The sequence below is a fragment of the Variovorax sp. OK212 genome, assembly GCF_900112425.1.
Taxonomy (GTDB): Bacteria; Pseudomonadota; Gammaproteobacteria; order Burkholderiales; family Burkholderiaceae_C; genus Variovorax.
The window spans coordinates 412,528-438,269 of sequence record NZ_FOLP01000003.1; the positions used below are offsets into that span (position 1 = coordinate 412,528).

Below are 25,742 nucleotides of genomic sequence, written 5' to 3' on the forward strand. Positions count from 1 at the left end.
CGGTTCATTGGCGTGCGGCGCCGGCCGGGCCGGCCGCGCCCGCGCGGGGCAGGGGCAGCCGCATCACTGCCTTGGCAATGCCGTCGCCCCAGGCGCGGTAGCCGTTCGAGCTGAAATGCTGCCCGTCGATGGTCGGCCACTGGCCGCGCCGGGACATCTCCAGCGAATCTATATAGGTGCAGGGCTCCACGTTGGTGGCCAGGAAGCGGCTCACGAGCTCGACGCGCGCATAGGTCTTGCCGTACTTGCCGCCTTCCTGTCCCCAGGCCGGGCCGACCCAGGCGCAGCGCGTGCCGGTCGCCGCAATGGCGCCGGTGAGCGCGCCCACCTGCTGCCACACCCAGTTCATCGGGAAATCGGGCTGCTTGTAGGCGGCCATGGTGTCGCCGAGCACCACCAGCACGAGGTCGGGGCGCTCCGCCTGGATGAGCTGGGCCACGGCCGTGGTCTTGCCGGTGCTGCTCTCCACCGTGGGGCGGGTGCCGACGCGTTCGGCGCCGCCGCAGCTGCCGACCTTCGACACCGTCCAGTCGTACGGCAGCACGCCGCACACGCCGATCGAGTGCACCTGCGCGCCCTGGCGCGTCAGGTCGTCGTGCAACGACGAGATCAGGTAATTGGACTGTGCGAGGTGGCTGTCCCCGATGACGAGGATGGAAAGACCGGCCATGGCCGCTGCGAGTGACACCGATATCCCTTTGGTTTGCGAGGCCGGGGAAATGTACCAGCCTCAGCGCTGCACCGCAGCCACGGCCGTGGCCGCGGCCACAGCCACCACCACCGCATCGATCGCCACGCGCAGCCGCGGCAGCATCAACGGCGCGGTGAGCCACAGCGCATGGATCGGCATGTCCGCGGCGACCCGGCCCGCCAGCAGCACCCGCAGGCGGCCCGCGGCCAGGTCGTCGGCCACCAGCCAGCGCGGCAGCAGCCCGAGCCCGCGGCCCGCGCGCACCGACGCCAGGGTGAGCAGGGTGCTGTCGGTGCCGATGCGCGAAGCCGGCGCCAGGTGCATCACGCGCCCGTCTTCGTCCGTCAAGGGCCAGGGCACCGGCTGGCCGCGGTGCGTGGTCGCGATCAGCGCGTGGGCGGCCAGGTCTTGCGGGCCGAGCGGCTCGCCATGCCGCTCGATGTATGCCGGCGCGCCGCACAGCACCACCTCCTGCGTGCCGAGGCGGCGCGCCGTGAGGCCCGACACGTCGGGCAGCTCGCCGATGCGCACCGCCAGGTCGATGCCGCGCGCCAGCAGGTCGACGCGCTCGGTGTCCAGCGAGATGTCGATGCCCAGTGCCGGATGGCTGTCGCACAGCGCGTGCAGCGCCGGTGCGATGACCTCGGTGCCGAACAGCGGCGGCAGGCTCACGCGCAGCGTGCCGCTGGGCGTGGCAGCGGCCTGCGCCAGCGAGGCCTCGACACGGGCGATGTCGCCCATCGCGCGGCGGCAGGCGTCTGCGTAGATGCGGCCTTCGGGCGTGAGCGACAGGCTGCGCGTGGTGCGGTCGAACAGCCGCACCTTCAGCCGCGCCTCGAGCCGCGCCACCGTCTTGGCGATGGCCGAGGCCGACAGCGCCACCGCGCCGGCCGCCTTCGCGAAGCTGCCCGCCTCGCAGACGGCCAGGAAGACGCGGATGGGGCCGTTCGGCTCGAGATGGGACATGCGGGAAAGAGGAGAGGCGGGGAGGCGCGATTGCGGAACCCGGCGCGCGGGTGTCCGGAAATCTTATCGTTTTACCTGTGCGCCACGCGTTCCTAGCATCGAAGCCTTCATCCATAACACACACAGAAGGCACCTCGTGGGCACCACCGTCGGCAACAGAAGCTACGCCATCATCGGCGGCACATCGGGCATGGGATTCGCACTTGCGCAGCAACTGGTCGCGCGCGGCGACCGCGTGCTGCTTGGCGGGCGGTCGCGCGAGAAGGCCGACGCGGCCGTGCAAAAGCTCGGCCCGCTCGGCCCGCTCGCCACGGCGCGCACGGTGGACGCCAGGGAGCGCGCCTCCATCGCCGCGTTCTTCGAGGGTGCCGGCCCGCTCGCCGGTCTCTTCACACCGGGCTCGGTCAATCACTCGGTGTCGTTCCGCGAAGACACGCAGGCGCAGGCCGAGGCCGTGTTCCAGGCCAAGTTCTGGGGCCAGTACTGGGCGGTGCATGCCGCGTTGCCGCACCTGGCGCCCGATGCGGCGGTGGTGCTGATGTCTGGCGCGGCCTCGGTGAGGCCCATCGGCGCGCCGGCCTATGCGGCCTGCAACGCCGCCGTCGAAGGCCTGGCCCGCGCGCTGGCGCTGGAGCTCGCCCCCATTCGCGTGAACTGCGTGTCGCCCGGCACCATCGACAGCGAGCTGTGGCGCCACAAGCCCGCCGAGGTGTACGACGCGGTGGGCAAGACCTGGGAGAAGCTCACGCTCAACCGCCGCCTGGGTACCGTGCACGAGGCCGCGGGCGCGGCGCTGTTCCTGCTGGACAACGCCAACATGAACGGCTCGACGATCTATGTCGACGGCGGCTACACGCTGCGCTGACACCGGAAGAACGCATCGACGAAAAACGGATAAGCAAACGCGAAATCCGGCGTTCCGCGCGCGCGGTGTTGCGGGCCCAATCACGGGTTCCCTTGCTTCCCGCGCCGCACCTTGTCCGCCCCTATCTCCCCCAAGCGCCTCGGCTTCTTCAGCCGCCTGCTCGACGACACCACCGCCGGCGAACGCTACCGCCTCGTGGCCGAGCAGATCGCCCATGCCGAAGCACACGGCTTCGATTCCGCGTGGGTCGCGCAGCATCATTTCCATGAACACGAGGGCGGCCTGCCGTCGCCCTTCGTCTTCCTGGCCTACGTGGCCTCGCGCACGCGGCGCATCCGCCTGGGCACGGGCATCGTCACCTTGCCGCTGGAGAACGCGGTGCGCGCGGCCGAAGACGCCGCCGTGCTCGACCTGCTCTCGGGCGGCCGGCTCGAGGTGGGCGTGGGCACGGGCGGCACGCCCGAATCGTTCGCGGCCTTCGGGCTCGACGGCAACGACCGCCCGGCACTGTTCGCGCGGCAGCTCGACGCGGTGCGCGCCGCATGGGCCGGCCAGCCGCTGGCCGGCGGCGACACGCTGTACCCGGCGGCTTCGCAGTTGCTCGGCCGCATCTGGCAAGCCACGTTCTCGGTGAGCGGCGGTACGCGGGCAGGGCAGGCGGGCGACGGGCTGATGCTGTCGCGCACGCAGCCGCGCCCCGTCGATGCGCTCGGCGCCACGCTCGCGGACATCCAGAACCCGATCGTCGATGCCTACCTGGCCGCGTTGCCGCCCGGCCGCGCGCCGCGCATCGTGGGCTCGCGCAGCGTGTTCGTGGCCGACACCCGCCAGGAGGCACTGCGCCTGGCGGACATCGGCCTGCGCCGCTCGGCCGCGCGCTTCGCCGCATCGGGGCAGGCCGGCCTCGCCGACCGCGCGGGGCCGCACGCCTCGCTCGAACAGCTCATTGCCGCGTACGACGTGCACGTCGGCGCGCCCGACGACGTCATTGCCTCGCTGCGCGCCGACAGCACGCTCGCGCGCGTGACCGACCTGGTGTGCCAGGTGCACTCGGTCGACCCGCCGCACGAGGCGATCCTGCGCTCCATCGAACTGACTGCCACCGTCGTTGCGCCGGCCCTGGGCTGGGTGCGCGACGCGGCGGCCGACCTTTCACCTCCACCACTTCTCAAGGCCGCATGAACGCCGTTGCTTCTTCTCCTGTTCCGGACATGATCGACCAGCTGGTCGGCATCGCGCCCGGCGATTCCCTCGACGCCATTCGCGCCCAGCGCGGGCAGGCACGCACGAATGCGCAGCACAGCTACCTGTCGCTCTTCGCGCCCGCGCCACCGGTGTTCGGACATTTCGAGATCGCCGACCGGTTCGCCCTGGCCGTGTTCGTCGCCGGGCTGCACGGCCAGGCCGACGTGGCGCACTTCTATGCAGAGCGCCATGCAGAGCGGCTGGCCGGGCAGGGCGCACGCGCCAGCGTGGCCGATGCCATTGCGGCCGAGGTGAAGCGCGGCATCACGCAAGGCCCGTACGGGCGCTATCCGTCGGGCCCGCTGAGCGCCGAGGACACCGCGGGCCCTTCGTATGCGGTGGGCGACGCGCAACGCGAAGCGTTGGGAGGCCGGCTTGCCGCCGCCCTGGCGCATGCGCACCTGCTCGTGTTTCACCCGCGCGATGCGAGCCCGGCCGCGCTGCAGGCGCTGCTGGCCGCGGGCTGGACGAGCACCGAAGTCGTGACGCTGTCGCAGCTCGTGTCTTTCCTGGCCTTCCAGATCCGTGTCGTCACCGGCCTGAAGGCACTGGCGCAACGCCCCGCAACCTCCATCGCCTGAACGCCATGACGACCGAATCGACCCTGACGCACCCCGACAACGCGCACCCGAACGCCTTCACGCAAGCCCAGCTCGAATGGCTGCCCTGGCTGGCGCCGCTGCCCGAGGCCGAACTGACCGAACGCCATCTCGCCGGGCTGGTGGACGCATCGCGTGCCAAGTCGCCGTACTTCCGCCTGCTGGCGCGCGACCCCGACATCCTGCGCACACGCACGCTCACCGACAAGGACATCTTCTACAACCCCGAGGCCGGCCTGCCGCGCGCCGAGCGCGAACTGTCGGCCGCGGCGGCTTCGCGTTTCAACGGTTGCATCTATTGCGCGTCGGTGCATGCGCGTTTCGCCTCGCACTTCTCTCACCGCACGCAAGACGTGCAGCGCCTGCTCGACGAGGGCGTGAGCGCCGACCTGGGCGAGCGCTGGAACGCCATCGTTGCCGCGTCGGTCGCGCTGTCGGCCACGCCGCCGGCCTTCGGCGTGTCGCACATCGACAGCCTGCGCGCGCAGGGACTCGACGACCTCGCCATTGCGGACGTGATCCACGGCGCGGCCTTCTTCAACTGGGCCAACCGCTTGATGCTGTCGCTGGGCGAGCCGCAGGCCGGCGCCGTTGGCCAGTAACGGGCTGGCGGTGCGACCTGCGGTAGCGCATGCCGATACCGCCCGTCTTCGGCCACCGGCATGCCGCGGAAATGAAGGATGCTCGGGCGTCTCCCGAGAATTCCGACACTCCCGACGTTCCCGACATTCCCGAAAAATCCACACAGGCCAACCCCATGAACGTGGTCCTCGTACACGGCATCTTCAACAACGGCTCGGTCTTCAAGCGCATGGTGCGGGCGCTCGAAGCGGCCGGACATCGATGCTGGACGCCGTCGCTGCGGCCGGCCGACGGCCGCACCGGCATCCATGACCTGGCCTGCAAGCTGAAGGCGTACATCGACGCGCATCTGGCGCCCGACGTACCGGTGGCGATCGTCGGCTTCAGCATGGGCTGCATCGTTGCGCGCCAGTACATCCAGGTGCTGGGCGGCATGGCGCGCACGGCCGCGCTCTTCGCCATTGCCGGGCCGCACGACGGCACCGTGCTGGCCTACGCCTACCCCGGCCAGGGCGCGCGGGACATGCGGCCGGGGAGCTCGTTGCTCGAGAACCTGAAGCGCACAGAAGACCGTCTGGACGGCCTGGAGCTCTTCGTGTACTGGACTTCGCTGGACGTCACCATCGTGCCGGCCGCAAGCAGCAACTGGCGGCTCGGGGCCGGCAGCCTCGATGCGCGCGCGTGGCTGCATCGGCTCATGCCGGGCAATGCGAAGGTCTGCGCCGACATCACGCGGCGCGTGTGCGCGCTGTGACTTCGCGTCGCTGCCGCAGCGGCGTGGGGCTCACTCCAGCGTGAACCCGATCTTCAGCGACACCTGCCAGTGCGCGATCTTGCCGTCGACCACGTGCCCGCGCGTTTCGGTCACCGTGAACCACTGGATGTTGCGCACCGTCTCGTGCGCCTTGGCGATGGCGGTCTGCACGGCGTCCTCGATGCTGGTGGGGGAGGAGCCCGTCAGCTCCAGCGATTTGTAGACGTGGTTGGACATGGGGTGGGTCTCCTTGGCATGGATGGACGAAAGGGGCCGGGGCCCCGGAAAACATCGTAGTCCTGTTGGCTCAATGCACGAAGCCGCCTTTGACGAAACGCACGGGTTCGGCGTCCATGCGGGCGATGAGCGCGCCCAGGCCGTCCGCCGGCAGGGCGCGGGCATCGGCCCGGGCGGGCGGGTCGGTGCGGCACAGCAGGTCGTCGTCGCTCCACGCACCCTTGCCGGGCTCGCCGCGCGCGCGCAGCCAGCCGTCGCGGTCGACGATCAGCTGCGTGCCCGCGAGCCGGTCGGTCGCGGCGATGAGCGAGAACGCAGACCAGGCCGCGGCGGAGCCGGCCACGCAGTCGCCCGCGGCCGGTGCGGTTGCCGCCTGCAGGAACACGGTGACCATGCGCGGGTCTTCGAGCGGGCGCTCGCCGCCGGCCGCGACGATGCGCAGGCGCTGCCCGCGCCAGCTGCTCAGCAGGCGCGGCGGCCGGCCCTTGCATTGCACCGTCACGTCGGGCGGCGCGATGGGCTGGGTCCACAGGCCGGCCGCGCGCAGACTTTCGCCGGCGCCTTGGGCCTTCATGAAATCGATCAGCGCCCAGGCGTCTTCGTCGCGCAGCGCGGCGCCGAAGCCCGGCATGGTGGGCGCGCCGCGCCGGTCGCGCATGCCGTTCAGCACGTGCCAGAGCACGTCGCCATCGGCGCGCCGCCACAGCAGCGGCCCCGAGAGATTGGGCGGCCACACGGGTTGCGACGCGGCCAGCGGGCCCTGGCCGCGCCCGTCGGTGCCGTGGCAGGCCACGCACTGTGCGGCGTAGAGCACGCGCCCGCGCTCGATGCTGTCGGCGGTGAAGCCCGTGGGCGACTTCTGGAAGCTCGTGGGGTACGCGGGCACCAGCACCACGTGGGCCTCGGGCCAGGGCGCGGCCACGGCCAGCAAGGTGGCCAGCCCCACCAGCCCCACCAGCCCGATGCGGCCGCGGCGCCACGCCAGCGCAAGCAGCAACACCAGCACCGCCGCCGCGACCAGCAGCACCGTGAGCCCGAGCCGGCGCGCCTGGCCGAGGTCGATCAGCAGGTTCTCGCCCGACAGGCGCTGCGCCCACGGCCAGGCGGGCTGGCCATGCGCGTGCGCAACCAGCCTCAGCGCGTCGAGCAGGCGAAGCAGTTGCAGCTGGGCGCCTTGCAGCAGGCCGATCAGCAGGTTGAGCCAATCGGCCTCGGGGGCGCCGTTCATGGCGTCCGCGCCGTCCGCGCCGTGCGCTGCGCCATCGTCACCACGTGGCGTCGAGTCCCAGGTGCTTCAACGCTTCATGCCGCAGCGCGGCCAGCCGCGCGTCGCCGCGGTGGCGCGGGTAGGGCAGGTCGACCACGATCTCCGCCGCAATGCGCGCCGGCCGGTCGCTCAGCACGATCACGCGGTTGGCGAGGAACAGCGCTTCTTCCACGTCGTGCGTGACCAGCAGCGCCGAGAAGCCCGCGCGCTGCCACAGGTTGACCAGCTCGCTCTGCATGGCGATGCGCGTGAGCGAGTCGAGCTTGCCCAGCGGTTCGTCGAGCACCAGCAGCTGCGGGTCGTTCACCAGCGCGCGCGCCAGCGCCACGCGCTGCGCCATGCCGCCCGAGAGGTGATGCGGAAAAGCCTTGGCGAAGTCGCTCAGGCCCACGAGCTTGAGCGCCTCGTCGACGCGGGCACGTTGTTCCTTGAGCACGCCGCGCGCCTGCAGGCCCAGCGCCACGTTGTCCCACACGCTGCGCCAGGGGTAGAGCGTCGGGTCCTGGAAGACGACGATGCGCGACGGGTCGGGCCGCGTGATGGGCTCGCCGTTCTGCGTGATCGTGCCGGTGGTGGCGGGCTCCAGCCCGGCCACCAGGCGCAGCAGCGTCGACTTGCCGCAGCCGCTGGGCCCCAGCAGCGCGACGAACTCGCCGGGGCGCACCTGCAGGTCGATGCCGTCGAGCACCTGCAGCACGCCGCCGGACACCTCGAACCAGTGGCTGACACCCTTGATGTCGATCTGCGCGCCGCGCGTGACCTCGGGTGCAGGCGAAGAAGAATGCACGGCGTTCACCATTTCACGGTTCCCTTCTGCCACGACAGCACGCGGTCGCGCACCTTGAACAGCAGCGTGATGAGGCCCGAGCACAGCGCCGCCATGACGAACAGCGCCGCGTACATGTTGGCGTAGGCGGCCCAGCCCTGCGCCCACTGCAGGTACCAGCCCAGCCCGGCCTTCACGCCCATCATCTCGGCCGTGATCAGCACCGAGAACGACGCACCCAGGCCCATGAACAGGCCGACGAACACCTGCGGCAAGGCCGCCGGAATCGCCACGCGCAGCACCAGGAAGCGCTCCGACGCCCCCAGCGTGCGCGCCACGTCGTAGTAGCTCTTGTGGACCGAGGCCACGCCCGACCACGTCAGCACCGCCACCGGAAAGAAGGTGGCCAGCCCCACGAGGAACACCGCCGCCACGTAGCTCGAAGGCGCGAAGAAGAAGGCCAGCGGCAGCAGCGCCGACGCGGGCACCGGCCCGAGAAAGCGCAGCAGCGGATGCACCCAGTACCCCGCGATGCGCGACCAGCCGATCGACACGCCCGTGAAGAAACCCACCAGCGCGCCCAGCACGAAGCCGTTGGCCAGCAGCCGCAGCGAGTACGCGGTCGACAGGCCCAGGCGCCGCCAGTCTTCGTGAAGCACGTCGATCAGGCTTTGCGGCGGCGCGAAGAAGGGCGAGGGCAGCACGCCGAGCTTGGCGGTCGCGACTTCCCACACCGCGAACACGGCGGCCAGCGCCACCAGCCATTGCCCGGCGGGCCGCAGCGTGTGCGACACCTTGCCGGCGCGCGCGCCGAGCAGCGCAACGGCCAGCAGCAGGGCGGCGACCACCAGCGTGGCAATGCCGAATTCTTCGGTGAAGGCCCAGTCGCTGAAGCCGACCGCCTTGTTCGGCCACAGCAGCGTGAGCAGGCCCAGCGCCAGCCACGCGGCGGACGCGAGCAGGCCCGTGGGCCAGATGCCCGTGACGCCGGAGGGCGCTGCGGGCCGCAGCGTGACGGTCCCGGAGACCTTCGCAGGCGCACGCGGCCGGGGCGCGGGCGCTTCGTTATGGCGCCCCAAGGGCGCGTCACCGTGGCGCCCCAGGGGCGCGTCGAGCACTTGTTCTGCGGTCGTCATGCCAGCACGTCCAGCGACACGTGGTTGGCGAAGCGGGCCACGTCGGTGCTCTTCTTCAGGATGCCCGCGTTGCGGAAGTCGGTGGCGAAGGCCTCGACCTCGTTGCGCAGCGCCTTGCCAGCCGGGTGGTGCTTGTAGGTGAGCTCGGCCAGCAGCTTCTGCAGGTCGTCGAGCGGCACCTTGGGCGCGTACTTCGAATAGATCTTCGCGGCCTCGTTCGGGTTTTCCGACACGTAGTCCGACGCCTGCGCCAGCGCGCGCACCACGGCGGCGGCGCGCGGCTTGTCGTTGCGCGCCAGTTCGCCGCGCGCGCCGACGATGCAGCACAGCCGCTCGGCGTACTCGCCCTTGGCGCTGTTGGCCAGCTCGGTGAACACGCCCGGGTTGCGCTTCTCGATGAGGAACACGTTCGGGTCGCCGTCGGCAATGGCGTGGACCTCGCCCTTCTTCACGGCCACGTCGAGCAGGTCGGCGGGGTACACGCGCCAGTCGACGTCCTTGTCGATGTCGATGCCGCGCTTCGCAAGGTGAATGGCATAGAACTGCCGGGCCGGGCTGTTCAGGTCGGCCACGCCGATGGTCTTGCCCTTGAGGCTGGCCACGTCGGTGGTCACGCCCGCGGCCTTGGCGCCGATCAGGCGCAGGCAGCCGCCGTGCACGCTGCCCACCACCTTCACGTCGAAACCCGCCTCCAGCGGCTTCACCCAGCGGTGGATGAGCCCCACGCCCACGTCGGCCTTGCCGGTGGCCAGCGCCTCCAGCAACTGGTCGGACGAGCCGGCCCAGTTCAGCAGCTCCACGTCGAGCCCGTTCTTCTCGAAGAAGCCGCGCTCCAGCGCCACCGGCACGGGCGCCAGGCAGAAGCCCGCCTGGCTCCAGGCGAAGGTGAGCTTGCGCGGCTGCGACCAGGCCGACGCGCCCAGCAGCGCGGCCGAGCCGACCACCGCGGCGGCGGCGCCGGCCTGCAGCACGCTGCGGCGCGAGGGTGGCAAGTGATCGAAGGGAACGGTCATCGGGGCTTCTCCACCGGAATATTGGAAGCACCGAGTGTTGGCGCGCGCTGCACGCGCGGCCAACGAATGAATGCGGCTATGGATATGCGCGCAGCTACTTTCTTGCCGCGCCGAAGCTCTCCACCAGGAACCCGACGATGGCCTGCACGCGCGCCGTGCGACCCTTGCGGTTGGGCACCAGCAGCGTGACCGGGGCGCTGTCGAACTGCCAGTCGGCCAGCACCCGCACCAGCGTGCCGCGCGCCACGGCCTCGGCCGCGTCCCACTCGGAGCGCAGCACCAGCCCCATGCCCTGCTCGGCCCACTGGCGCGCCACGGCGCCGTCGTTGGTCACGTAGGCGGGCGAGATGCGCAGGGTTTCGCGGGCGGCGGCGCGCTTGCCGGCACCGGCCTTCGCGGGGCGCAGGTGCCACAGCGTCACGTCTTCGTCGTTCTCGCGGATGCAGATGCAGTCGTGCGCCATCACGTCGCGCGGCACGCGGGGCGTGCCGCGCTGCCGCAGGTAGTCGGGGCTGGCGCACAGCCAGCGCTCGTTGGCGCTCAGCGTGCGCGCCACCCACGAAGAGTCGCGCACCGCGCCGATGTGGATCACCGCGTCGGCGTCGTGCCGGTCGGGCCAGGGCGTTTCGCGCAGGTCGAGCTGCATGTGCAGGCCCGGGTGCAGCCGCGCGAAGCGCACCAGCATCGGCGCGATGTATTGCCTCCCGTAGCCGAACGGCGCCGCGATGCGCAGCGTGCCCGTGAGCCGCTGGTCGTCGCGCTGCATCGATTCGCGCAGGCCTTCGATCTGGCCGAGCAGCGCGGCGGCCTCGCGCGCGAAGCGTTCGCCCTCGGGCGTGAGGCTCAGGCGCCGCGCGGTGCGGGTGGCCAGCGAGAGGCCCAGCGCGGCCTCCAGCTTGCGCAGGCGCATCGACAGCGCGGGCGGCGTCACGTCCAGCGCGCGGGCCGCGGCGCTCAGCGAGGGCTCGCGCAGAAGGGCGGCGGCGAGCTGCATGTCTTCGATCTGGATCATTAACTTGCGCTTAACGATTGATGAGCGCGCATTGAAGCACAAACAGGGTCTGCGAACGTAGAGTCCACGGCCATGCACACACCCACCGCCATGCCCCACTTGCCGAGCCAACCGCCGAGCCAGATGCCGAGCGGCCCGCCGAGCTACCCGCGCGCCGTGCTGTTCGACCTGCTCACCGCGCTGCTCGATTCCTGGACCGTCTGGAACGCCGCCGCCGGCTCCGAGGACAAGGGCCGCACCTGGCGCGCCGAGTACCTGCGGCTCACCTACGGCTGCGGCGCGTACGTGCCCTACGAGCAACTGGTGAAAGACGCCGCGCGCAACACCGGCATGGCCGCATCGGCCCCAGACGCGCTCGACGCGCAGTGGGACACGCTGCCCGTGTGGGACGGCGCGCGCGAGCTGCTGCTGGCGCTCAAGCCGCACTGCAGGCTGGCCGTGGTCACCAACTGTTCGGCCCGGCTCGGTCACCGCGCGGCGGCGCGGCTGGGCATCGACTGGGACGTGGTCGTCACCTCGGAAGAGGCCGGCTTCTACAAGCCCGACCCGCGCCCGTACCAGCTGGCGCTCCAGCGCCTGGGCGTGCAGGCGCAAGACGCCGCCTTCGTGGCCGGCTCGGGCTACGACATGTTCGGCACGTCGGCAGTGGGCCTGCGCACCTATTGGCACAACCGCGTGGGCCTGTCGTTGCCGCAGGGCGCGCCGTCGCCCGAGCTGCAAGGTGCCACGCTCGCGCCGGCGCTGCAGTGGCTGCAGGCCTTCGGGAGCAAGGCATGAAGCGGGCCGTGCTTTTGCGCGGCGTGTTCGCACTGGCGGCGGCATTCGCGCTGCATGCGCCGGCCATGTCGCAAACGGCGAACGCCTTTCCGCAACGCCCCGTGACGCTGATCGTGCCGTTCCCGCCCGGCGGCCCCAGCGACGCGCTGGCGCGCGGCTTCGCGCTGCACATGGGCAAAAAGCTGGGCCAGAGCGTGATCATCGAGAACGTGGCGGGGGCGGGCGGCACCATCGGCCTCACCAAGGTCGCGAAGGCCGCGCCCGACGGCTACACGCTCGGCTTCGGCACCATCGGCACGCACGTGGCCAACGTGGCGCTGTACAAGAAGCTGCCCTACGACCCCGAGAAAGACTTCCTGCCCGTGGGCCTCGCGGGGTCCGCGCCCATGCTGCTGCTGGCGCGCGCCGACCTGCCGGCCAGCAACCTCAAGGAGTTCGTCGCATGGCTGGGCACGAACAAGGCCAAGGCCAAGGCCTCCTTCGGCAGCGCGGGCGTGGGGTCGATCTCGCACTACGGCTGCGTGCTGCTGCTGTCGGCGCTGAAGCAGAACGTGGCGCACATTCCCTACAAGGGCGTGGCGCCGGCCATGAACGACCTGATGGGCGGGCAGACCGACTTCATGTGCGACCAGACCACCACCGCGCTGCCGCAGGTGGCGGGCGGCAAGATCAAGGCGCTGGCCGTGCTGTCTTCCACGCGGCTGCCGCAGCTGCCGAACACAGGCACGGCCGCCGAGGCGGGCCTGGCGCTCGACGTGCGCGCCTGGAACGCCATCTTCGCGCCGCGCGGCACGCCCGAGCCCGCCATGGCGCGCCTGCGCGCCGCGCTGGCCGACGCCGCGGCCGACCCCGAATTCCGCAGGCAGATGCAGGCCGTGGGCGTCGACCTGCCCGCCGCCGATGCGCTGCAGCCCGCGGCCGTGTCCGCACTCATCGCCCGCGGCTTGCGCGACGATGTGCCCGCGCTCAAGGCCAAGGGCGAGTACCTCGATTGAACGACCACGACATGAACAACCAAAACCTGGACGCTCTCCATACCCTTGACACCCCGGCGGCCCTGATCGACCGCTCGCGCATGCAGCACAACATCGCGCGCATGCAGCAGCACATGAACGCATTGGGCGTGCGCTTTCGCCCGCATGTGAAGACCACCAAGTGCATCGACGTCGCCAGGGCGCAGCGCGACGCCGGCGCGCAAGGCATCACCGTGTCCACGCTGAAGGAGGCCGAGCAGTTCTTCGCGCAGGGCTTCACCGACATCCTGTACGCCGTCGGCATGGCGCCGCACCGGCTGCAGCACGCGCTGGAACTGCGCCGGCGCGGCTGTGCGCTGGGCATCATCACCGACGGTGTCGAGTCGGCGCGCGCCATCGCGGCGTTCGGCAAGGCCAACGGCGAGGCGTTCGACGTGCTGATCGAGGTCGACACCGACGGCCACCGCTCCGGCATTCGCCCGGAGGAGGGCGCGCTGCTCGACGTGGCGCGCGTGCTGCATGAAGGCGGCATGCACCTGCGCGGCGTGATGACGCACGCGGGCTCCAGCTACGAGCTCGACACGCCCGAAGCCCTGCGCGCCATGGCCGAGCAGGAACGGTCGGGTTGCGTGCTGGCCGCGCAGCGCTTGCGCGACGCGGGCTTGCCGTGCGAGGTGGTCAGCGTGGGCTCCACGCCCACCGCGCTGATGGCCGAGGCACTCGACGGCGTGACCGAGGTGCGCGCCGGCGTGTACGTGTTCTTCGACCTGGTGATACGCAACGTGGGGGTGTGCACCGAGGGCGACATTGCCCTGAGCGTGCTCACCACCGTGATCGGCCACCAGGCCGAGAAGGGCTGGGCCATCGTCGATGCGGGCTGGATGGCGATGAGCCGCGACCGCGGCACCCAGAAGCAGAAGCGCGACTTCGGCTACGGGCAGGTCTGCACGGTGGACGGCACCGTGCTCGACGGCTATGTGCTGAGCGGCGCGAACCAGGAGCACGGCATCGTGTCGCGCGAGGGCCAGGATGAGGATGAGGGTGAGGGCAGGGGCGAGGACGACACCGGCATTGCGGCGCGCTTCCCGATCGGCACGCGCCTGCGCATCCTGCCGAACCATGCGTGTGCCACGGGCGCGCAATTTCCGGAGTACCACGCCGTGTCCGAAGCGGGCGAGGTGCAGACCTGGGCCCGTTTTCACGGTTGGTAACACACCGCCTTTTTTTCTTCTGCCGTGAACCGAAGTTAGTCGCGCGAACCGCGACTTTCTTGCGTTTTCAGTTCACGCGCCGCGCGCTCTCTTCTCTAAAGTGGATGCCCCTGACACCCAAAGCCCCACCCAGCGGGCAAGGAAGGCATCGCACCCAAGCACCCCCTGAACGACCGATCCCGCTTCGCTTGCGGCGGGTCGCCGGTGCCACGTGCCCACGTGCACCGGTGCGAACGCAGGCACAAAAGGCGACGGCCGGGGCGCAAGAACACCCCAGCCGTCTAACCACTTGACGTGCCAAACCTTGGAAGAGAGCACACCGCATGGCTGCCAAGACTATAGCCCGGCGTCGCACGCCGGTACCCCCGAACGCAGGGGGCCCCTCCCACACCAACGCCGATGGCGTTTCCGACCTCTCCGATCGCCTGGAGGACAAGATCACCCAGCTCACCGCGCTGCTGTGGTCCAGCCACGGCGACGGCACCCGATGGGGCGAGACCGAAGCACTGCGGTACATCGACCGCGTCTTCTGGCTCTCGTGGCAGATGGCCGATGAGATCGAGGCGCTGTTCCAGCAGTGCACGGCCGAATGGCAGGCGCGCCTGGAGGCACTGAAGCCGAACTGAAGCCGCGCTGAAACCCCGTTGGAAAGAGCTTGATCGAAGGACTGGCGCAACACGTTGCGCCAGTCCTTCCCCAGCACCGCGCCTTCGCCAGGCAACAGCCCGTGCGACGAAGACGCCGCTACACCGAAACGCCGTGCGCAGGAAACCGCAGCGTGAACACCGTCCCGGTGTCCGAAGCCGAGGTCACTTCCATCGTTCCGCCGTGCGCCTTCGCAATCTCGTTCACGATGAAAAGACCCAGCCCCACGCTGCGCGCCGAGCTGCCTTCGGCCGCCCCGCGCACCATCGGCTCGAACACCGTGGCCAGCATATGGGGCGGAATCGGTTCGCCCTCGTTGCGCACCGACACCATCGCGGCCGGCCCGTCGATTTCCGAGCGCACGACGATGGGCGTGCCGCCGCGGCCATAAGCGGCCGCATTGCTCACGAGGTTGCCGATGAGCTGCGCCAGCCGGTCCGTGTCGGCCACGCACTCGCCCGGCCCGTGCGAAAGGTGCGTGATCTCCCGGTCCGGAAAGGCCAGCATCAGCTCGTCGATCGCATGCGCCGTGACCTCGTGCAGGTCGACGGCGCCCAGCTTCACGTTCAGGCCCTTGCCCACGCGCGCCTGCGTGAAGTCCAGCAGTTCCTCGATGAGGCGCTGCGCGCGCTCGGCCGAGTTGCGCACGTGGCCCAGCACGCGCACGCGCCGCTCGTTCTCGGTGCGCCCGAGCAGCTGCAGCCCCATGAGGATGGCGGACAGCGGGTTGCGCAGGTCGTGGCTCACGATGCCCACCATCTGCTCGGCGAACAGCGCGCGGTCCATCAGCAGGCGCTGCGCTTCGCGCTCGGCCTCCAGCAGCGCGTCGGCCTTCTTGCGCGCGCTCATGAGCTCGCGCTCGTAGCGGTTGCGGTCTTCGGCCACGAAGGCGGCGATCTCGTCGAACTCGCCTTCCGCGCGCTTGCGCCGGCGCGCGTTCAGGATCATCGGAATGTTCTTGCCGTCGCGGTGGCGCACGTCGAACTTCACCTCGGCCAGCGAGCCCTGCATCTGCAGGGCCGGCGCCCAGTGTGTCTGGTGGAAGATGCGCCCGCCCATGGTGAACAGGTCTTGAATGCGCTTCTGGCCGACGAGCGCTTCGCGCGCCACGCCGATCCACTCGCAGAAGGTCGCGTTGACCTTGAGGATGGTGCCGTCCAGCGCGGTCACCAGCAGACCGCAGGGCGCCTCGTCCAGGAGGTCGCCGGGCTCGGGCAGGGCGCCGGTCATTGGCCCCGGGTGGGTTCGAGGGCGCCGCCGACCGGCAGGTCGAGCGCGTCGAGAAACTCCTCGATCGCGTCGCAGCTCGCGCCCGGCGCACTCAGGTGCGGGCAATGGCCGGTGTTCGCCACCACGCGCAGGGTGCCGCGCGGCAGCGTGCGCTGCATGTACTCGCCCACGGCCACGGGCGCGATCAGGTCCTCCGACGACTGGATCACCAGCGTGGGCGTCTGCAGCTTGGCCACATCCTCGCGGTTGTCCGAAAGAAAGGTCGCCTTGGCGAACTGCTTGGCAATCTCGGGGTCGGTGCGGCAGAAGCTGGCCGTGAGCTCGGCGCCGAGCTCGGGCCGCTCCGGCACGCCCATGATCGCGGGCGCCATGCTGCTGGCCCAGCCGAGGTAGTTGCTTTCGAGCGTGTCGAGCAGCGAGTCGATGTCCTCGCGCGTGAAGCCGCCGGTGTAGTCGCCGTCGTTGATGTAGCAGGGCGACGGGCCGATCATCATGTGCGCCGCAAAGGTGCCCGGGGCCTTGAGGTCGGCGAGCATGCCGATCATCGCGCTCACCGAGTGGCCGACGAACAGCACGGGGCCGCGGCCGAACGCGTGGGCAATCTCCAGCAGGTCGTCGGCGTAGCCCTGGAGGCTCGCGTACTTCGTCTTGTCGTAGGCGCCCAGGTCGGACTGGCCCGAGCCGACGAGGTCGAAGGTGACCACGCGGTGGCGTTCGGCAAACCGGGGCGCCATGAAGCGCCACATGTTCTGGTCGCAGCCGAAGCCGTGTGCGAAGACCATCGTCCGGTCCCCGCCGCCGAGGACCTGGATGTTGTTGCGCTGCTGGATGTTCATGGAGCCGCCGTCAAGATCGCGAAAAAGGGGTCTATTTTGCGCGCGGAGGCCATGGCCGTCGTTGGCGGGGGCGAATGCTACTGCGCCTGCGGGTCGAAGTAGGCCTCCCACGAACCGTCGGTTGCATCGAACTTGCGCGCGGTGTCGAAGGCGGCCATCGCCTCGGCCTTGGTCGCGCAGCCGAGCAGCGCAACGCCCAGGTTGAAGTAGGTGTTGCGGTCCGTCGAACCCAGGCTTGCGGCGCGCTGGAGCATGGGCACCGCCTCTTCGTGCCGCGCCTGGTCGCTCAGAACCGCGCCCATGCAGGTCAGCGCCCGAATGTCGTCGGGATGCGCGGCAAGGGCGCTGGCCAGCAATGCCTCGGCCGAACGCAGGTTCGCGTCCCAGGCCTCGGGCCGGGCCCATATCTCTTCGACCAGCGCGCGGCTCTCGTCTATCTTGTTCATCGGTCCGTCAACAGGAAGTGGCTGCGCGTCACATGCTGTCATCAGGGCGCGCGGAGGGAGCGCCGCAGCTTAAACGACGCGGCCCGACAGGAACGACAGGCGCCGCTGAATGCGCCACAGGCCCGTGCAGCACGGCATTCGACCCCGATCCAATAGGCCGCTGGTGTGTCGATGTCGGCCCCGTTGCCAGGCACACGGCGTTCACTTCGATGCGTCCAATCGCCTGCGCCGCTCTCGCAGGTACTTCCAAGCGATCTTCATCACGTAGAGAAGGCTCGGCGCAATGAGACAGAAGGCGGCGAGATAAGGTGTCGCACTTTCGATGCTGAAGTTGCCCACACCAGCCAGGACCCCAGCGACCACCGTCGCGACTGTCGCAGCGGATACGCCCAAGAGTCGAACATCTCGACCAGCCAATGCTGCATCTGTCGGCGAAGTGGAATGCACAGATTTGGCGGACTTGTGGTTTTCCGCTTGGGCATCGGGCGAGGCCCCAGGCACTTCTGGCTGATTCACAGCAGCGGCATAGCTTGCAAACCCCTCCTCATAGTTCTGATCCTGCACCGGGGCGGCCGCGCCCTCGTACAACTCGTCGTCGGAGGGTTCACCGCCTCTGGTATGGCCAGAGGCGGCCGCCGAGGAAAGAGCGCTGGCTCCGTCCGAGGTCGTCTGCGCCGCTGCGAGTCCTGGCGTGTCCTCGGTCGCTGGTGGATCGCTTCGCGGCGTATCTGCAGCCGTGATCCCTGACGGCTTTGTCGTGTCGACGGATCTGCTGGAGATGCCGGCCAGGATCCTCGCTGCTGCGGAAAGCTCAGGTTCAGTGCCCGCGGTTCCACTCCCCAGCGCCTCAACAGCGTCGGTGTCGATGCGCGCGATAACCTGATTCGAGATCACGGATGCGCCATCGGCCTGGAGAATCTCTGACAAGACTCCAGCCGAAGGAGCTGGCACTTCGAGCACAACTTTGTCCGTCTCGATCTCAATGAGTATTTCGTCGACCGCGACGGCTTCCCCGGCCTTTTTCTTCCACCTGAGCATGGTGGCCTCGGCAACCGACTCCGAGAGTTGCGGCACTTTGACCTCTATGACGCTCATTGGTAGCTCCGCGCTTGCGTTTTTATTCCGCCAAGAATTGCCGCAGGATCCGAAGGAGGCCGAAGCCTGCCAACAAGGAGAAGCTCGCGATGGCAGAGGCTGAATGAATGCGCTCCGCGAGTTGGAGAATGACGGGGGTCTCAATCAAATGGTGAGCAATCAAGGAGAACGCCTTGTACAACGCCCAAAGGCCAACCGACACGAAGAAGTCGGCGATCAACTCGATGATTGTTTCTCTGGCTTTCGTCCATCCAATCCATACAAACCAAGTCGACAGGATCTTCACAAGACCGTTGTAAAGCCGGGCGGCTTGCTCTGCAGGTTTTGGCATGGGGCACTCGATCGTGCGCTGAAGGTTCTATTCACATGGCTCGCATTCAATGCGCCACAGGCGCATGCAACACCGCCGTCGACCCCGACCCCGCAGATGTCGCCGGCTGCGGCGCGACGCCGTCCGCCAGCGCAGGCGCCATCGGCGCACACCGCCCATACGTGTCGTCGAAGCGCACGATGTCGTCCTCGCCCAGGTAGCTGCCGGTCTGCACCTCGATGACCTCGAGCTCGGTCTTGCCCGGGTTCTCCAGCCGGTGGATCGCGCCCGAAGGCAGGTAGATCGACTCGTTCTCCCGCACCAGCGTCACCACGCCGTCGCAAGTGGCCTTGGCGATGCCCTTCACCACGATCCAGTGTTCGGCGCGGTGGTGGTGCATCTGCAGCGAGAGCTTGGCGCCGGGCTTGACGGTCAGGCGCTTGACCTGGAAGCGCTCGCCGTTGTCCACGCTGTCGTACGCACCCCAGGGCCGCACCACGCGGCGGTGTTCGGTGGCCTCGGCGCAGCCCTGCAGCGAGAGCTTGCGCACCACGTCGGCCACCTGCTCGGCACAGCCCGCGCCGGCCACCAGCACGGCGTCGGGCGTGTCCACGATGATCAGGCCGTCGGTGCCCAGCGCCACCACCTGGCGGTGCGGCGCGTGGATGAAGGTGTTGCGCGCGTTCAGCGCGCTGGCCTTGCCGCTCAGGCGGTTGCCGGCGTCGTCGGCGGGGTGCAGGGTGGCCACGGCGTTCCAGCTGCCGACGTCGCTCCACATGCCCTCGAACTTCACCACCGCGATGTCCTTGTGCTTCTCGAGCACGGCGTAGTCGACGCTGTCGCTGCGGCAGGCGCTGAAGGCGGCCTGGTCCAGCCGCAGGAAGCTGCCGTCGGCCGTGGCCGCCGCGGTGGCGCGCTCGCAGGCCAGCAGGATGTCGGGCGCATGCCCGCGCAGCGCCGCGATGAGCGTGCGCGCGCGCACCAGGAAGATGCCGGCGTTCCAGCTGTAGCCGCCGTGCAGCAGCAGCGTCTCGGCCACGGCGGCGGTCGGCTTCTCCACGAAGCGAACCACGGCCTGGCTGCGCCCATCGGCCGACGGCTCGCCGGCCTCGATGTAGCCGTAGGCCGTACTCGGAAAGCTCGGCACCACGCCGAAGGTGACGATCTTGCCGGCCAGCGCCGCGTCGACGCCGCTGCGCACGGTGCGCTCGAACAGCGCCGCATCGGGAATGTGGTGGTCCGACGGCGCGAACAGCAGCAGGTCGTCGGGCTCGGCCAGCAGCGCGGCCGCGGCCATGGCGGCGGCGGTGTTGCGCGGCACCGGCTCCAGGATCTGGCGGCCAGTGGTCTTTGCGGCATCGGTCGTTTCCTTCACCAGGAAGCGGTGGTCTTCCGACGCGATGCAGGTGATGTTGCGGTTCAGCCCCGACAGCCGCTCCAGCGTGAGGTGCAGCAGGCTCTTGCCGCCGACCAGCGGCGCGAACTGCTTGGGCAGCGCCTTGCGCGAGAGCGGCCACAGGCGGGTGCCGCTGCCGCCGCAAAGAATCACGGGATGGATGGGGGTGGTGTTCATGATCGCCTGCCTAGCGTTGAAGGGTGTGGTGTGTGACGCGGGGTGGAGGGTTCTCTCAGATCAGGCCGGAATACGCCGCGTAGCTCACGGCCTGCGCGCGCGAATGCACGTGCAATTTCTTGTAGATGTTCTTGATGTGGGCGTTGACGGTCTGCCCCGAGATGCCCAGCTTCACGCCAATTTCCTCGGTGACATGGCCGTTCGCCACGAAGCGCAAAATTTCGCATTCGCGCGCGGTCAGCGTGGCCTCGCGCTGCGGCGGCTCCACCGAGGGCGGCGCACCGGCGGGGCGGTGGCTCAGCCGCGCCAGTAGCCGGCGCGCGAGCCGCGGCGTGATGGCCGCGCCGCCGTTCACCACCTGCAGCACCGCCTGCGCAAAGCTCTGCAGCCAGGCGTCTTTCAGCAGGTAGCCGGTGGCGCCGAGCTCGAAGGCCTGCAGCACGTGGGCTTCGTCCTCCAGCGCGGTGATGACGATGATTTCGCAGGCCGTGTTCATCTTGCGTGCCTCGCGGATCAGGTCGAAGCCGTTGCCGTCGCCCAGGCGCAGGTCGACCATGAGCACGTCGAAGGGCTGCGTGGCCACCAGCCGGCGCCCGTCGCGCAGGCTGCCGGCCTGGCCCTCGAGCTGGATGCGCATGTCCGACAGCAGCTCCTGCGCGATCACGCGGCGCATGAACTCGTCGTCGTCCACCAGCAGCACGCGAACGGGTGCGTCTTCCTGCCCGGTCAGGAAGCCGGGCCACAGCGGCGCGGTCGGCGGCAGGATGCCCGGCGGATAGCCCGAGCGGCTGTCGGCCTGGTCGCCGAAGGAGCGGGGTGCGTTGTCAGCCATTGGTGTGTCCCAGGTTGGATGTGTGAAAACGCGGCATGTCCGCGGCGAAAACCGGAAGCGCTCCTGCGTCGGGAGACCATGCGGGGTCGAGGTGCGGGGGCACCGGGTCGTCGAAGCCGTGCGGGTTGGTCGACTGCCAGCGCCAGCTGTCGGCGCACATCTGGTCGAGGTCGCGCCGCGCGCGCCATCCGAGCACGTCGCGCGCGCCACGGGCGTCGGCCCAGTACGCGGGCACGTCGCCGGGGCGGCGCGGGCCCACGTGCACCGCAATGTGGCGGCCGCTCGCGCGCTCGAACGCGGCAACGACTTCCAGCACCGACGCGCCGCGGCCGGTGCCCAGGTTGGTCATCAGGATGCCGGGGCTGCGCGCGGCGTGGCGCAGCGCGGCCACGTGGCCCTCGGCCACGTCCATCACGTGCACGTAGTCGCGCACGCCGGTGCCGTCGACGGTGTCGTAGTCGGTGCCGTGCACCACGAGGTGGTCGCGCTCGCCCACGGCCACCTGCGAGATGTAGGGCATCAGGTTGTTGGGCGGGCCGTGCGGGCGCTCGCCGAGCAGGCCGCTCTCGTGCGCGCCCACCGGGTTGAAGTAGCGCAGGCAGGCGATGCCCCAGCGCGGATCGGCATGGGCCAGGTCCGCCAGCACGGTCTCGACCATCGACTTGGTGCGCCCGTACGGATTGACGGCAGCGCAAGGCGCGCTCTCTGGAATGGGGGAAAGCTGCGCGTCGCCGTACACCGTGGCCGACGACGAGAAGACCAGCGCGCGCACGCCGGCGCGCGCCATCGCCTGCACCAGCGCCAGCGTGCCGGCGAGGTTGACGTCGTAGTAGCTCACCGGGTCGGCCACCGACTCGCCCACGGCCTTCAGGCCCGCGAGGTGAACCACCGCGCCGATGGCGTGCTCGGCGAACACGCGGTCGAGCGCGGCGGCGTCGCGCACGTCGCCGCGAACCAGCACGGGCTCCACGCCCGTGATGCACGCCACGCGGTGCAGCGAGCGCGCGTCGCTGTTGACGAGCGTGTCGAGCACCACCGGCTGGTAGCCCGCCGCGATCAGCGCCACGCAGGTGTGGCTGCCGATGAAGCCCGCGCCGCCGGTCACGAGAATCCGCGGTGCGGGCAGGGCGGCGGTCCTGGCGTTCGGCTTCATGTGCGGCTCCGTTGGGGTTGCGGCGTGCGGGCGATGCAGCGCTGCAGTTCCTCTTCGAGGCGCTGCAGGATCACGTTGCGGTCCAGTTCGGCCTCGGCGAAGCGGCGGCCGGCCGCGCCCAGCAGCTCGCGCGTGGTGGGCGACACCGAGAGCTGTTCGATGGCATCGGCCAGCGCGGCCGCGTCACCGGGCTCGACCAGCACGCCGCGGCCCGACACGGCCTCGCCGAGCGCGGTGCCGGCATGGGCCGTGACGACCACGCAGCGGCCGCTGGCCAGCATGCCGCCCAGCTTGGAGGGCATGACCAGGTCCGCCGCGTCGGCGCGCTGCGGCAGCACGTGGATGTCGGCCATGCCCAGCAGTTCGTTGAGCCGCTCGGCGGGCTGCAGGTCGAGAAAGTGCACGTTGTCCAGCCGCTCGCAGGCATTCATGAGCGCGGCGCGGCTCGGGCCGTTGCCGCAGAACACGAAGTGGATGTCGTGCGAGCACACCAGCAGGCGCGCTGCCTCGGCCAGCAGTTCGATGCCCTGCTTGGTGCCGAGGCTGCCCGAATAGAGCACCACCACCGCGTTGGCGGGAATGTTCAGCTCGGCCCGATAACCCGGTGCCGCCACGCCTTCGGCCACGGGCGGGCGCACCACGGGCCGGATGCTGTCGATGTCCACCCAGTTCGGGAACAGCACCATGCGCGCGTCGTCCACGCCCTTGTCGCGCGCCTTGGCGCACATGGTCGAGGAGATGGTCGACACCCGGTCGAACTGGCGCATGAGCCAGCGCTCGGTGGCCTGGGCGAAGCGCCGCACGCGTTCGCCGCGCAGCCAGCCCAGGTCGAAAGCGGCGTCGACCTCGTAGTCCTGGATGTGCAGCCACGAGCGCGCGCCCAGCAGCTTCGCGAAGCACAGCGCGGCCGGCGCGCAGGAAACGGGCGGCTCCACCACGAACACCACGTCGGGCTTCCAGCGCAGCTGCGCCAGCAGCACCGGAATGCTCGACAGCGTGAACGACAGCAGGTGCCCGATGCGGCCGAGCGCGCGCGGCTTGGCGGGAACCCAGGTGGGCGCGCGGTAGATGGTCACGCCGTTCCAGTCGGTCTTGCGGTAGGCCCAGGCCGAATGGCCCTTGTAGACCGACCACTGCGGAAAGAAGGGCGGTGATGCGATCACCCGCACCTCGTGGCCGCGCGCGTGCAGCCACTCGGCCATTTCGCCCGAGTACTTGCCGATGCCCGTGAGCTCGGGCATGAAATTCATCGAGTAGACGAGGATCTTCATGGCGCGGCCTTGCGCGAGAGCAGGCGCACGATGGGGAAGAAGCCGAAGTGCAGCCGCATGCGCGTCTCGTACAGCACGAAGTCGCTCAGGCAGGCAAGGAAGAACACGTAGTGCGGCTTGTCGGGGAACACCGCCACCACGGCGCCGTACGACGCGAGCCGCAGCGCCACCTCCAGCAGCGCCCAGCGGCCGAGCGAGCCCATGGAGGTCTTCAGCGACAGCACCATCTCGTGGTGGATCGTGTAGGTGCGCAGCAGGAAGTACGGCGCAATGCACAGGAAGATGGCACGCGCCTCGTTGCCCAGCTTGAGCAGCGGCGCGGCCACCGAGATGACGGCGCCCAGGCCCACGAAGAGCCCGCAGCCCAGCAGGAACGACTGCCTGGCCAGCCGCAGCCTGGCCGCGGTGAAGTTCTCCGGGGTGGTCTCCAGCATGGCCGGCGTCTTGGTGACGAGGTAGGCCTGCACGAACTGCGAAGGCGCCTCGGCCAGCAGGAAGGCCAGCTTGAAGGCGCCCACGTAGCTCAGCGGCATGAAGTAAGCGACGATGAGCAGGTCCGACTTGCGCAGCAGGAACGTGAGCAGCGAATACACCGTGGCGCTGGCCTGCGACGCCAGGCCCAGCGCATGCGGGCCGGCGGGCGGTGCCGCGCCGTTGCCCGGCAGGCCGATGGCCGCGCACACCACCACCACCGCGAACAGGTTGATGAGCAGCAGGTGCGCCACGCCCAGCTCGAAGTGCAGCACCGCGCACAGGCCCACGCCCACCACCAGGATGGTCGAGCGGATGCCCGCTTCGAGGTTGAGCAGCCCCGCGTGCCCGAGGCCGCGGCTGAACGACAGGCGCAGGCTGTTGAAGGCGAACACCGCCAGCGTGGCCACCACCAGCAGGAAGGGCGCGTCGCCCACCGGCAGGCGCTGCACCGCGAGGATCACGGTCACCAGCACGGTGGCCAGCGGCAGCCCGATGGACAGCGTGCGCACCACGTCGCCGCGCGTCACGCCGGGCGGCATGCCCGGTTGCGCGGCGGCGGCGTTGCGCGAGAACAGCAGCGAGCTGCCCAGCGTGCCCACCACCAGCGCCACCTCCATCACCGACTGGTAGATGGAGTACTCGCCGAAGCGCGCCGGCGAGATGCTCGCCGCCATCAGGAAGATGGCCAGGAAACCCGACAGGTACACGTACAGCCGCGACGCGAGCGCACCCAGGCCGGAGAGCCAGGCCATGCGCGCGCCGGGCAGGGTGAGGGACGGGCTGAAGGGTTTCATGGCGTCGGCGGCTGTATGGCTGTTCTGCTGTCTGGCGCTTACTTGCTTGCCGACGCGTGCGGCACGCGGCGCGCGTCGAACAGGCGGCGCACGAAGTTGCCGGCGCGAAACGCGTTGTTCTTGGCGCGGCGCGCCATCTGCAGCCCGTAGGTCACGGCCGCCACGGTGCGCATGTGGCCGCGCAGCGCGTAGGGCATGGCCATCTTGGCGCTGCCCTGGAAGTGCAGCGCCACCACGCGGGTCATGCCGTCGTCGGCGGTGTTGCTGAGCCAGGCCTTGCCGTCGCGGTAGGTGACGCGCTTGGCGCCGCCGAGCACCTTGAACTCGCGCAGCTGGTTGTTGTGCGTGCCGTTGATGTTGTGGTCGATGACCATGCCGTCGAACACGCGGTTGATGGGCGCGTCGTTGCCGGTGGTGCGCGCCCACAGGTACAGCAGCGTCATGTCGGACACGCCGCCGCGCACGCCGCGCGCGGCAAAGCGCGCGGCGATCTCGCGCAGCTTGCGCCGGCCCGACGGCGTGGCGTAGCTGTCGAGCACGTAGGCCACGAAGCGGCGCAGGCCGTTGGCGGTCCAGTAGCTCACGTGCGGCGAGATCTGGCAGGGGTTCCAGCCGTCGGCGCTCTGCATGCACGAGCCCGAGAAGTCCGCCTTGCCCACGAGCCTGCCGATGTGCGGCCCGGCGCCGTCGAACAGCAGCACGTCGCTGTCGATCAGCACGAAAGCGCCGACATCGGGGTTGGATTCCAGAAACTGCGCCAGGAGAAAGTAGCGCCGAAAGCAGATCTTCTCGAACTCCGGGGTGTTGCTCGACAGGTGCACGTACGAGCGGCAGAACCTTTCGTAGGCCGGACCGGCGTCGGTCTCGGCCAGCACGAAGAGCGGCTCTTGCGCCAGTGCCGCCGATTCGCGGCACGACGCGAGGGTCTTGTTCTGGCGATCTTCCACGACGATGAAGGGCAGGGTGGGGTTCATGACGTTTGGCTAGG

General features: G+C 69.8%; 27 protein-coding genes and 1 pseudogene. 9 read left to right on the forward strand and 19 right to left on the reverse strand.

The annotated features are described in order from the left end of the window. Positions 1 to 4: 4 nt before the first annotated feature. Both BM004_RS12445 and BM004_RS12450 read right to left on the reverse strand, forming a co-directional pair. Positions 5 to 688 carry an SGNH/GDSL hydrolase family protein gene (locus tag BM004_RS12445; RefSeq protein WP_218152689.1) on the reverse strand — a complete coding sequence of 228 codons (684 nt, stop codon included), beginning with the start codon at positions 686 to 688 and terminating at the stop codon, positions 5 to 7. Positions 689 to 730: 42 nt separating this feature from the next. Beyond that, on the reverse strand, positions 731 to 1,657 hold the full coding sequence (locus BM004_RS12450; protein WP_093213591.1) for a LysR family transcriptional regulator: 927 nt from the start codon (positions 1,655 to 1,657) through the stop codon (positions 731 to 733). A 136-nt stretch (positions 1,658 to 1,793) separates the two neighbouring features. Here BM004_RS12450 and BM004_RS12455 point away from each other — a divergent pair, with 136 nt between their 5' ends. From BM004_RS12455 to BM004_RS12475, 5 genes are all read left to right on the forward strand, one after another. Beyond that, complete coding sequence (locus tag BM004_RS12455) at positions 1,794 to 2,522, forward strand: SDR family NAD(P)-dependent oxidoreductase (protein WP_218152690.1); 729 nt, start codon at positions 1,794 to 1,796, stop codon at positions 2,520 to 2,522. Between the two features lie 111 nt (positions 2,523 to 2,633). Beyond that, positions 2,634 to 3,704 carry a putative FMN-dependent luciferase-like monooxygenase gene (locus BM004_RS12460; protein WP_093213594.1) on the forward strand — a complete coding sequence of 357 codons (1,071 nt, stop codon included), beginning with the start codon at positions 2,634 to 2,636 and terminating at the stop codon, positions 3,702 to 3,704. After that, the gene (locus BM004_RS12465) at positions 3,701 to 4,348 is read left to right on the forward strand and encodes a CMD domain protein (RefSeq protein ID WP_093213596.1); all 648 of its coding nucleotides are present in this window, start codon (positions 3,701 to 3,703) and stop codon (positions 4,346 to 4,348) included. The genes BM004_RS12460 and BM004_RS12465 overlap by 4 nt, the downstream gene beginning before the upstream one ends. Positions 4,349 to 4,353: 5 nt before the next feature. Further along, entirely contained in the window at positions 4,354 to 4,968 is a 615-nt protein-coding gene (locus tag BM004_RS12470; protein ID WP_177206491.1) for an alkylhydroperoxidase domain protein, read from the forward strand. A gap of 155 nt (positions 4,969 to 5,123) precedes the next feature. After that, positions 5,124 to 5,702 carry an esterase/lipase family protein gene (locus BM004_RS12475; protein ID WP_177206492.1) on the forward strand — a complete coding sequence of 193 codons (579 nt, stop codon included), beginning with the start codon at positions 5,124 to 5,126 and terminating at the stop codon, positions 5,700 to 5,702. A 30-nt stretch (positions 5,703 to 5,732) separates the two neighbouring features. Here the strand turns inward: BM004_RS12475 and BM004_RS12480 are convergent, their stop codons facing one another. The 6 genes from BM004_RS12480 to BM004_RS12505 all read right to left on the reverse strand — a co-directional run bounded on the left by BM004_RS12480 (position 5,733) and on the right by BM004_RS12505 (position 11,133). Beyond that, on the reverse strand, positions 5,733 to 5,939 hold the full coding sequence (locus BM004_RS12480) for a dodecin (protein ID WP_093121970.1): 207 nt from the start codon (positions 5,937 to 5,939) through the stop codon (positions 5,733 to 5,735). A gap of 70 nt (positions 5,940 to 6,009) precedes the next feature. Next, on the reverse strand, positions 6,010 to 7,167 hold the full coding sequence (locus BM004_RS12485) for a c-type cytochrome (RefSeq protein WP_093213600.1): 1,158 nt from the start codon (positions 7,165 to 7,167) through the stop codon (positions 6,010 to 6,012). 37 nt (positions 7,168 to 7,204) lie between these two features. Beyond that, a complete protein-coding gene (locus tag BM004_RS12490) occupies positions 7,205 to 8,005 on the reverse strand; it encodes an ABC transporter ATP-binding protein (protein ID WP_093213603.1) in 801 nt (266 codons plus the stop codon). After that, positions 7,999 to 9,108: an ABC transporter permease gene (locus BM004_RS12495; protein ID WP_093213606.1), complete on the reverse strand. Its 1,110-nt coding sequence runs from the start codon at positions 9,106 to 9,108 to the stop codon at positions 7,999 to 8,001. The genes BM004_RS12490 and BM004_RS12495 overlap by 7 nt, the downstream gene beginning before the upstream one ends. After that, complete coding sequence (locus tag BM004_RS12500) at positions 9,105 to 10,121, reverse strand: ABC transporter substrate-binding protein (protein WP_093213609.1); 1,017 nt, start codon at positions 10,119 to 10,121, stop codon at positions 9,105 to 9,107. The genes BM004_RS12495 and BM004_RS12500 overlap by 4 nt, the downstream gene beginning before the upstream one ends. Before the next feature lie 94 nt (positions 10,122 to 10,215). Then, positions 10,216 to 11,133 carry a LysR family transcriptional regulator gene (locus BM004_RS12505; protein ID WP_093213611.1) on the reverse strand — a complete coding sequence of 306 codons (918 nt, stop codon included), beginning with the start codon at positions 11,131 to 11,133 and terminating at the stop codon, positions 10,216 to 10,218. 123 nt (positions 11,134 to 11,256) lie between these two features. Here BM004_RS12505 and BM004_RS12510 point away from each other — a divergent pair, with 123 nt between their 5' ends. The 4 genes from BM004_RS12510 (at position 11,257) to BM004_RS12525 (ending at position 14,721) form a co-directional block, all read left to right on the forward strand. Further along, the gene (locus BM004_RS12510; RefSeq protein WP_093213614.1) at positions 11,257 to 11,910 is read left to right on the forward strand and encodes an HAD family hydrolase; all 654 of its coding nucleotides are present in this window, start codon (positions 11,257 to 11,259) and stop codon (positions 11,908 to 11,910) included. Beyond that, on the forward strand, positions 11,907 to 12,905 hold the full coding sequence (locus tag BM004_RS12515; protein ID WP_093213616.1) for a tripartite tricarboxylate transporter substrate-binding protein: 999 nt from the start codon (positions 11,907 to 11,909) through the stop codon (positions 12,903 to 12,905). The genes BM004_RS12510 and BM004_RS12515 overlap by 4 nt, the downstream gene beginning before the upstream one ends. Positions 12,906 to 12,916: 11 nt before the next feature. Continuing rightward, complete coding sequence (locus tag BM004_RS12520) at positions 12,917 to 14,095, forward strand: DSD1 family PLP-dependent enzyme (protein WP_093214099.1); 1,179 nt, start codon at positions 12,917 to 12,919, stop codon at positions 14,093 to 14,095. Between the two features lie 323 nt (positions 14,096 to 14,418). After that, positions 14,419 to 14,721 carry a hypothetical protein gene (locus BM004_RS12525; protein WP_093213619.1) on the forward strand — a complete coding sequence of 101 codons (303 nt, stop codon included), beginning with the start codon at positions 14,419 to 14,421 and terminating at the stop codon, positions 14,719 to 14,721. A 118-nt stretch (positions 14,722 to 14,839) separates the two neighbouring features. Here the strand turns inward: BM004_RS12525 and BM004_RS12530 are convergent, their stop codons facing one another. The 11 genes and pseudogenes from BM004_RS12530 to BM004_RS12580 all read right to left on the reverse strand — a co-directional run bounded on the left by BM004_RS12530 (position 14,840) and on the right by BM004_RS12580 (position 25,728). Further along, positions 14,840 to 15,970, reverse strand: coding sequence for a PAS domain-containing sensor histidine kinase (locus BM004_RS12530; RefSeq protein ID WP_093213621.1), 1,131 nt, complete (start codon positions 15,968 to 15,970; stop codon positions 14,840 to 14,842). Continuing rightward, positions 15,967 to 16,806, reverse strand: coding sequence for an alpha/beta fold hydrolase (locus BM004_RS12535; RefSeq protein ID WP_093121946.1), 840 nt, complete (start codon positions 16,804 to 16,806; stop codon positions 15,967 to 15,969). The genes BM004_RS12530 and BM004_RS12535 overlap by 4 nt, the downstream gene beginning before the upstream one ends. Before the next feature lie 77 nt (positions 16,807 to 16,883). Continuing rightward, positions 16,884 to 17,252, reverse strand: coding sequence for a hypothetical protein (locus tag BM004_RS12540; protein WP_093213624.1), 369 nt, complete (start codon positions 17,250 to 17,252; stop codon positions 16,884 to 16,886). A gap of 851 nt (positions 17,253 to 18,103) precedes the next feature. Then, positions 18,104 to 18,347: pseudogene (locus tag BM004_RS12545) on the reverse strand (biotin/lipoyl-containing protein); the annotation flags it as partial. 22 nt (positions 18,348 to 18,369) lie between these two features. Further along, the gene (locus tag BM004_RS12550) at positions 18,370 to 18,678 is read right to left on the reverse strand and encodes a hypothetical protein (protein ID WP_093213627.1); all 309 of its coding nucleotides are present in this window, start codon (positions 18,676 to 18,678) and stop codon (positions 18,370 to 18,372) included. A gap of 46 nt (positions 18,679 to 18,724) precedes the next feature. Continuing rightward, on the reverse strand, positions 18,725 to 20,230 hold the full coding sequence (locus BM004_RS12555; protein ID WP_093213629.1) for a mannose-1-phosphate guanylyltransferase/mannose-6-phosphate isomerase: 1,506 nt from the start codon (positions 20,228 to 20,230) through the stop codon (positions 18,725 to 18,727). A gap of 55 nt (positions 20,231 to 20,285) precedes the next feature. Next, positions 20,286 to 21,062: a LuxR C-terminal-related transcriptional regulator gene (locus BM004_RS12560; RefSeq protein WP_093121938.1), complete on the reverse strand. Its 777-nt coding sequence runs from the start codon at positions 21,060 to 21,062 to the stop codon at positions 20,286 to 20,288. Next, complete coding sequence (galE, locus tag BM004_RS12565; RefSeq protein ID WP_177206493.1) at positions 21,055 to 22,215, reverse strand: UDP-glucose 4-epimerase GalE; 1,161 nt, start codon at positions 22,213 to 22,215, stop codon at positions 21,055 to 21,057. The genes BM004_RS12560 and galE overlap by 8 nt, the downstream gene beginning before the upstream one ends. Continuing rightward, positions 22,212 to 23,486, reverse strand: a complete 1,275-nt coding sequence (locus tag BM004_RS12570) for a glycosyltransferase WbuB (RefSeq protein WP_093213632.1) — start codon at positions 23,484 to 23,486, stop codon at positions 22,212 to 22,214. The genes galE and BM004_RS12570 overlap by 4 nt, the downstream gene beginning before the upstream one ends. Further along, positions 23,483 to 24,754 (reverse strand): lipopolysaccharide biosynthesis protein, encoded by a 1,272-nt coding sequence (locus tag BM004_RS12575; protein WP_093213634.1) that lies wholly within the window; start codon positions 24,752 to 24,754, stop codon positions 23,483 to 23,485. Before BM004_RS12575 ends, BM004_RS12570 begins: the two co-directional genes overlap by 4 nt. A gap of 38 nt (positions 24,755 to 24,792) precedes the next feature. Further along, positions 24,793 to 25,728, reverse strand: coding sequence for a hypothetical protein (locus BM004_RS12580; protein ID WP_093121932.1), 936 nt, complete (start codon positions 25,726 to 25,728; stop codon positions 24,793 to 24,795). Positions 25,729 to 25,742: the final 14 nt, after the last annotated feature.

Bases quoted from the DNA above. Each gene is read 5' to 3' on its own strand.
- BM004_RS12540 (WP_093213624.1), bottom strand. From the start codon at position 17,252: ATGAACAAGATAGACGAGAGCCGCGCGCTGGTCGAAGAGATATGGGCC.
- BM004_RS12465 (WP_093213596.1), top strand. From the start codon at position 3,701: ATGAACGCCGTTGCTTCTTCTCCTGTTCCGGACATGATCGACCAGCTG.
- galE (WP_177206493.1), bottom strand. From the start codon at position 22,215: ATGAAGCCGAACGCCAGGACCGCCGCCCTGCCCGCACCGCGGATTCTC.
- BM004_RS12570 (WP_093213632.1), bottom strand. From the start codon at position 23,486: ATGAAGATCCTCGTCTACTCGATGAATTTCATGCCCGAGCTCACGGGC.
- BM004_RS12525 (WP_093213619.1), top strand. From the start codon at position 14,419: ATGGCTGCCAAGACTATAGCCCGGCGTCGCACGCCGGTACCCCCGAAC.
- BM004_RS12550 (WP_093213627.1), bottom strand. From the start codon at position 18,678: ATGCCAAAACCTGCAGAGCAAGCCGCCCGGCTTTACAACGGTCTTGTG.
- BM004_RS12475 (WP_177206492.1), top strand. From the start codon at position 5,124: ATGAACGTGGTCCTCGTACACGGCATCTTCAACAACGGCTCGGTCTTC.
- BM004_RS12510 (WP_093213614.1), top strand. From the start codon at position 11,257: ATGCCGAGCGGCCCGCCGAGCTACCCGCGCGCCGTGCTGTTCGACCTG.
- BM004_RS12555 (WP_093213629.1), bottom strand. From the start codon at position 20,230: ATGAACACCACCCCCATCCATCCCGTGATTCTTTGCGGCGGCAGCGGC.
- BM004_RS12490 (WP_093213603.1), bottom strand. From the start codon at position 8,005: ATGGTGAACGCCGTGCATTCTTCTTCGCCTGCACCCGAGGTCACGCGC.
- BM004_RS12560 (WP_093121938.1), bottom strand. From the start codon at position 21,062: ATGGCTGACAACGCACCCCGCTCCTTCGGCGACCAGGCCGACAGCCGC.
- BM004_RS12485 (WP_093213600.1), bottom strand. From the start codon at position 7,167: ATGAACGGCGCCCCCGAGGCCGATTGGCTCAACCTGCTGATCGGCCTG.
- BM004_RS12580 (WP_093121932.1), bottom strand. From the start codon at position 25,728: ATGAACCCCACCCTGCCCTTCATCGTCGTGGAAGATCGCCAGAACAAG.
- BM004_RS12515 (WP_093213616.1), top strand. From the start codon at position 11,907: ATGAAGCGGGCCGTGCTTTTGCGCGGCGTGTTCGCACTGGCGGCGGCA.
- BM004_RS12535 (WP_093121946.1), bottom strand. From the start codon at position 16,806: ATGAACATCCAGCAGCGCAACAACATCCAGGTCCTCGGCGGCGGGGAC.
- BM004_RS12480 (WP_093121970.1), bottom strand. From the start codon at position 5,939: ATGTCCAACCACGTCTACAAATCGCTGGAGCTGACGGGCTCCTCCCCC.
- BM004_RS12520 (WP_093214099.1), top strand. From the start codon at position 12,917: ATGAACAACCAAAACCTGGACGCTCTCCATACCCTTGACACCCCGGCG.
- BM004_RS12450 (WP_093213591.1), bottom strand. From the start codon at position 1,657: ATGTCCCATCTCGAGCCGAACGGCCCCATCCGCGTCTTCCTGGCCGTC.
- BM004_RS12500 (WP_093213609.1), bottom strand. From the start codon at position 10,121: ATGACCGTTCCCTTCGATCACTTGCCACCCTCGCGCCGCAGCGTGCTG.
- BM004_RS12505 (WP_093213611.1), bottom strand. From the start codon at position 11,133: ATGATCCAGATCGAAGACATGCAGCTCGCCGCCGCCCTTCTGCGCGAG.
- BM004_RS12495 (WP_093213606.1), bottom strand. From the start codon at position 9,108: ATGACGACCGCAGAACAAGTGCTCGACGCGCCCCTGGGGCGCCACGGT.
- BM004_RS12575 (WP_093213634.1), bottom strand. From the start codon at position 24,754: ATGAAACCCTTCAGCCCGTCCCTCACCCTGCCCGGCGCGCGCATGGCC.
- BM004_RS12530 (WP_093213621.1), bottom strand. From the start codon at position 15,970: ATGACCGGCGCCCTGCCCGAGCCCGGCGACCTCCTGGACGAGGCGCCC.
- BM004_RS12470 (WP_177206491.1), top strand. From the start codon at position 4,354: ATGACGACCGAATCGACCCTGACGCACCCCGACAACGCGCACCCGAAC.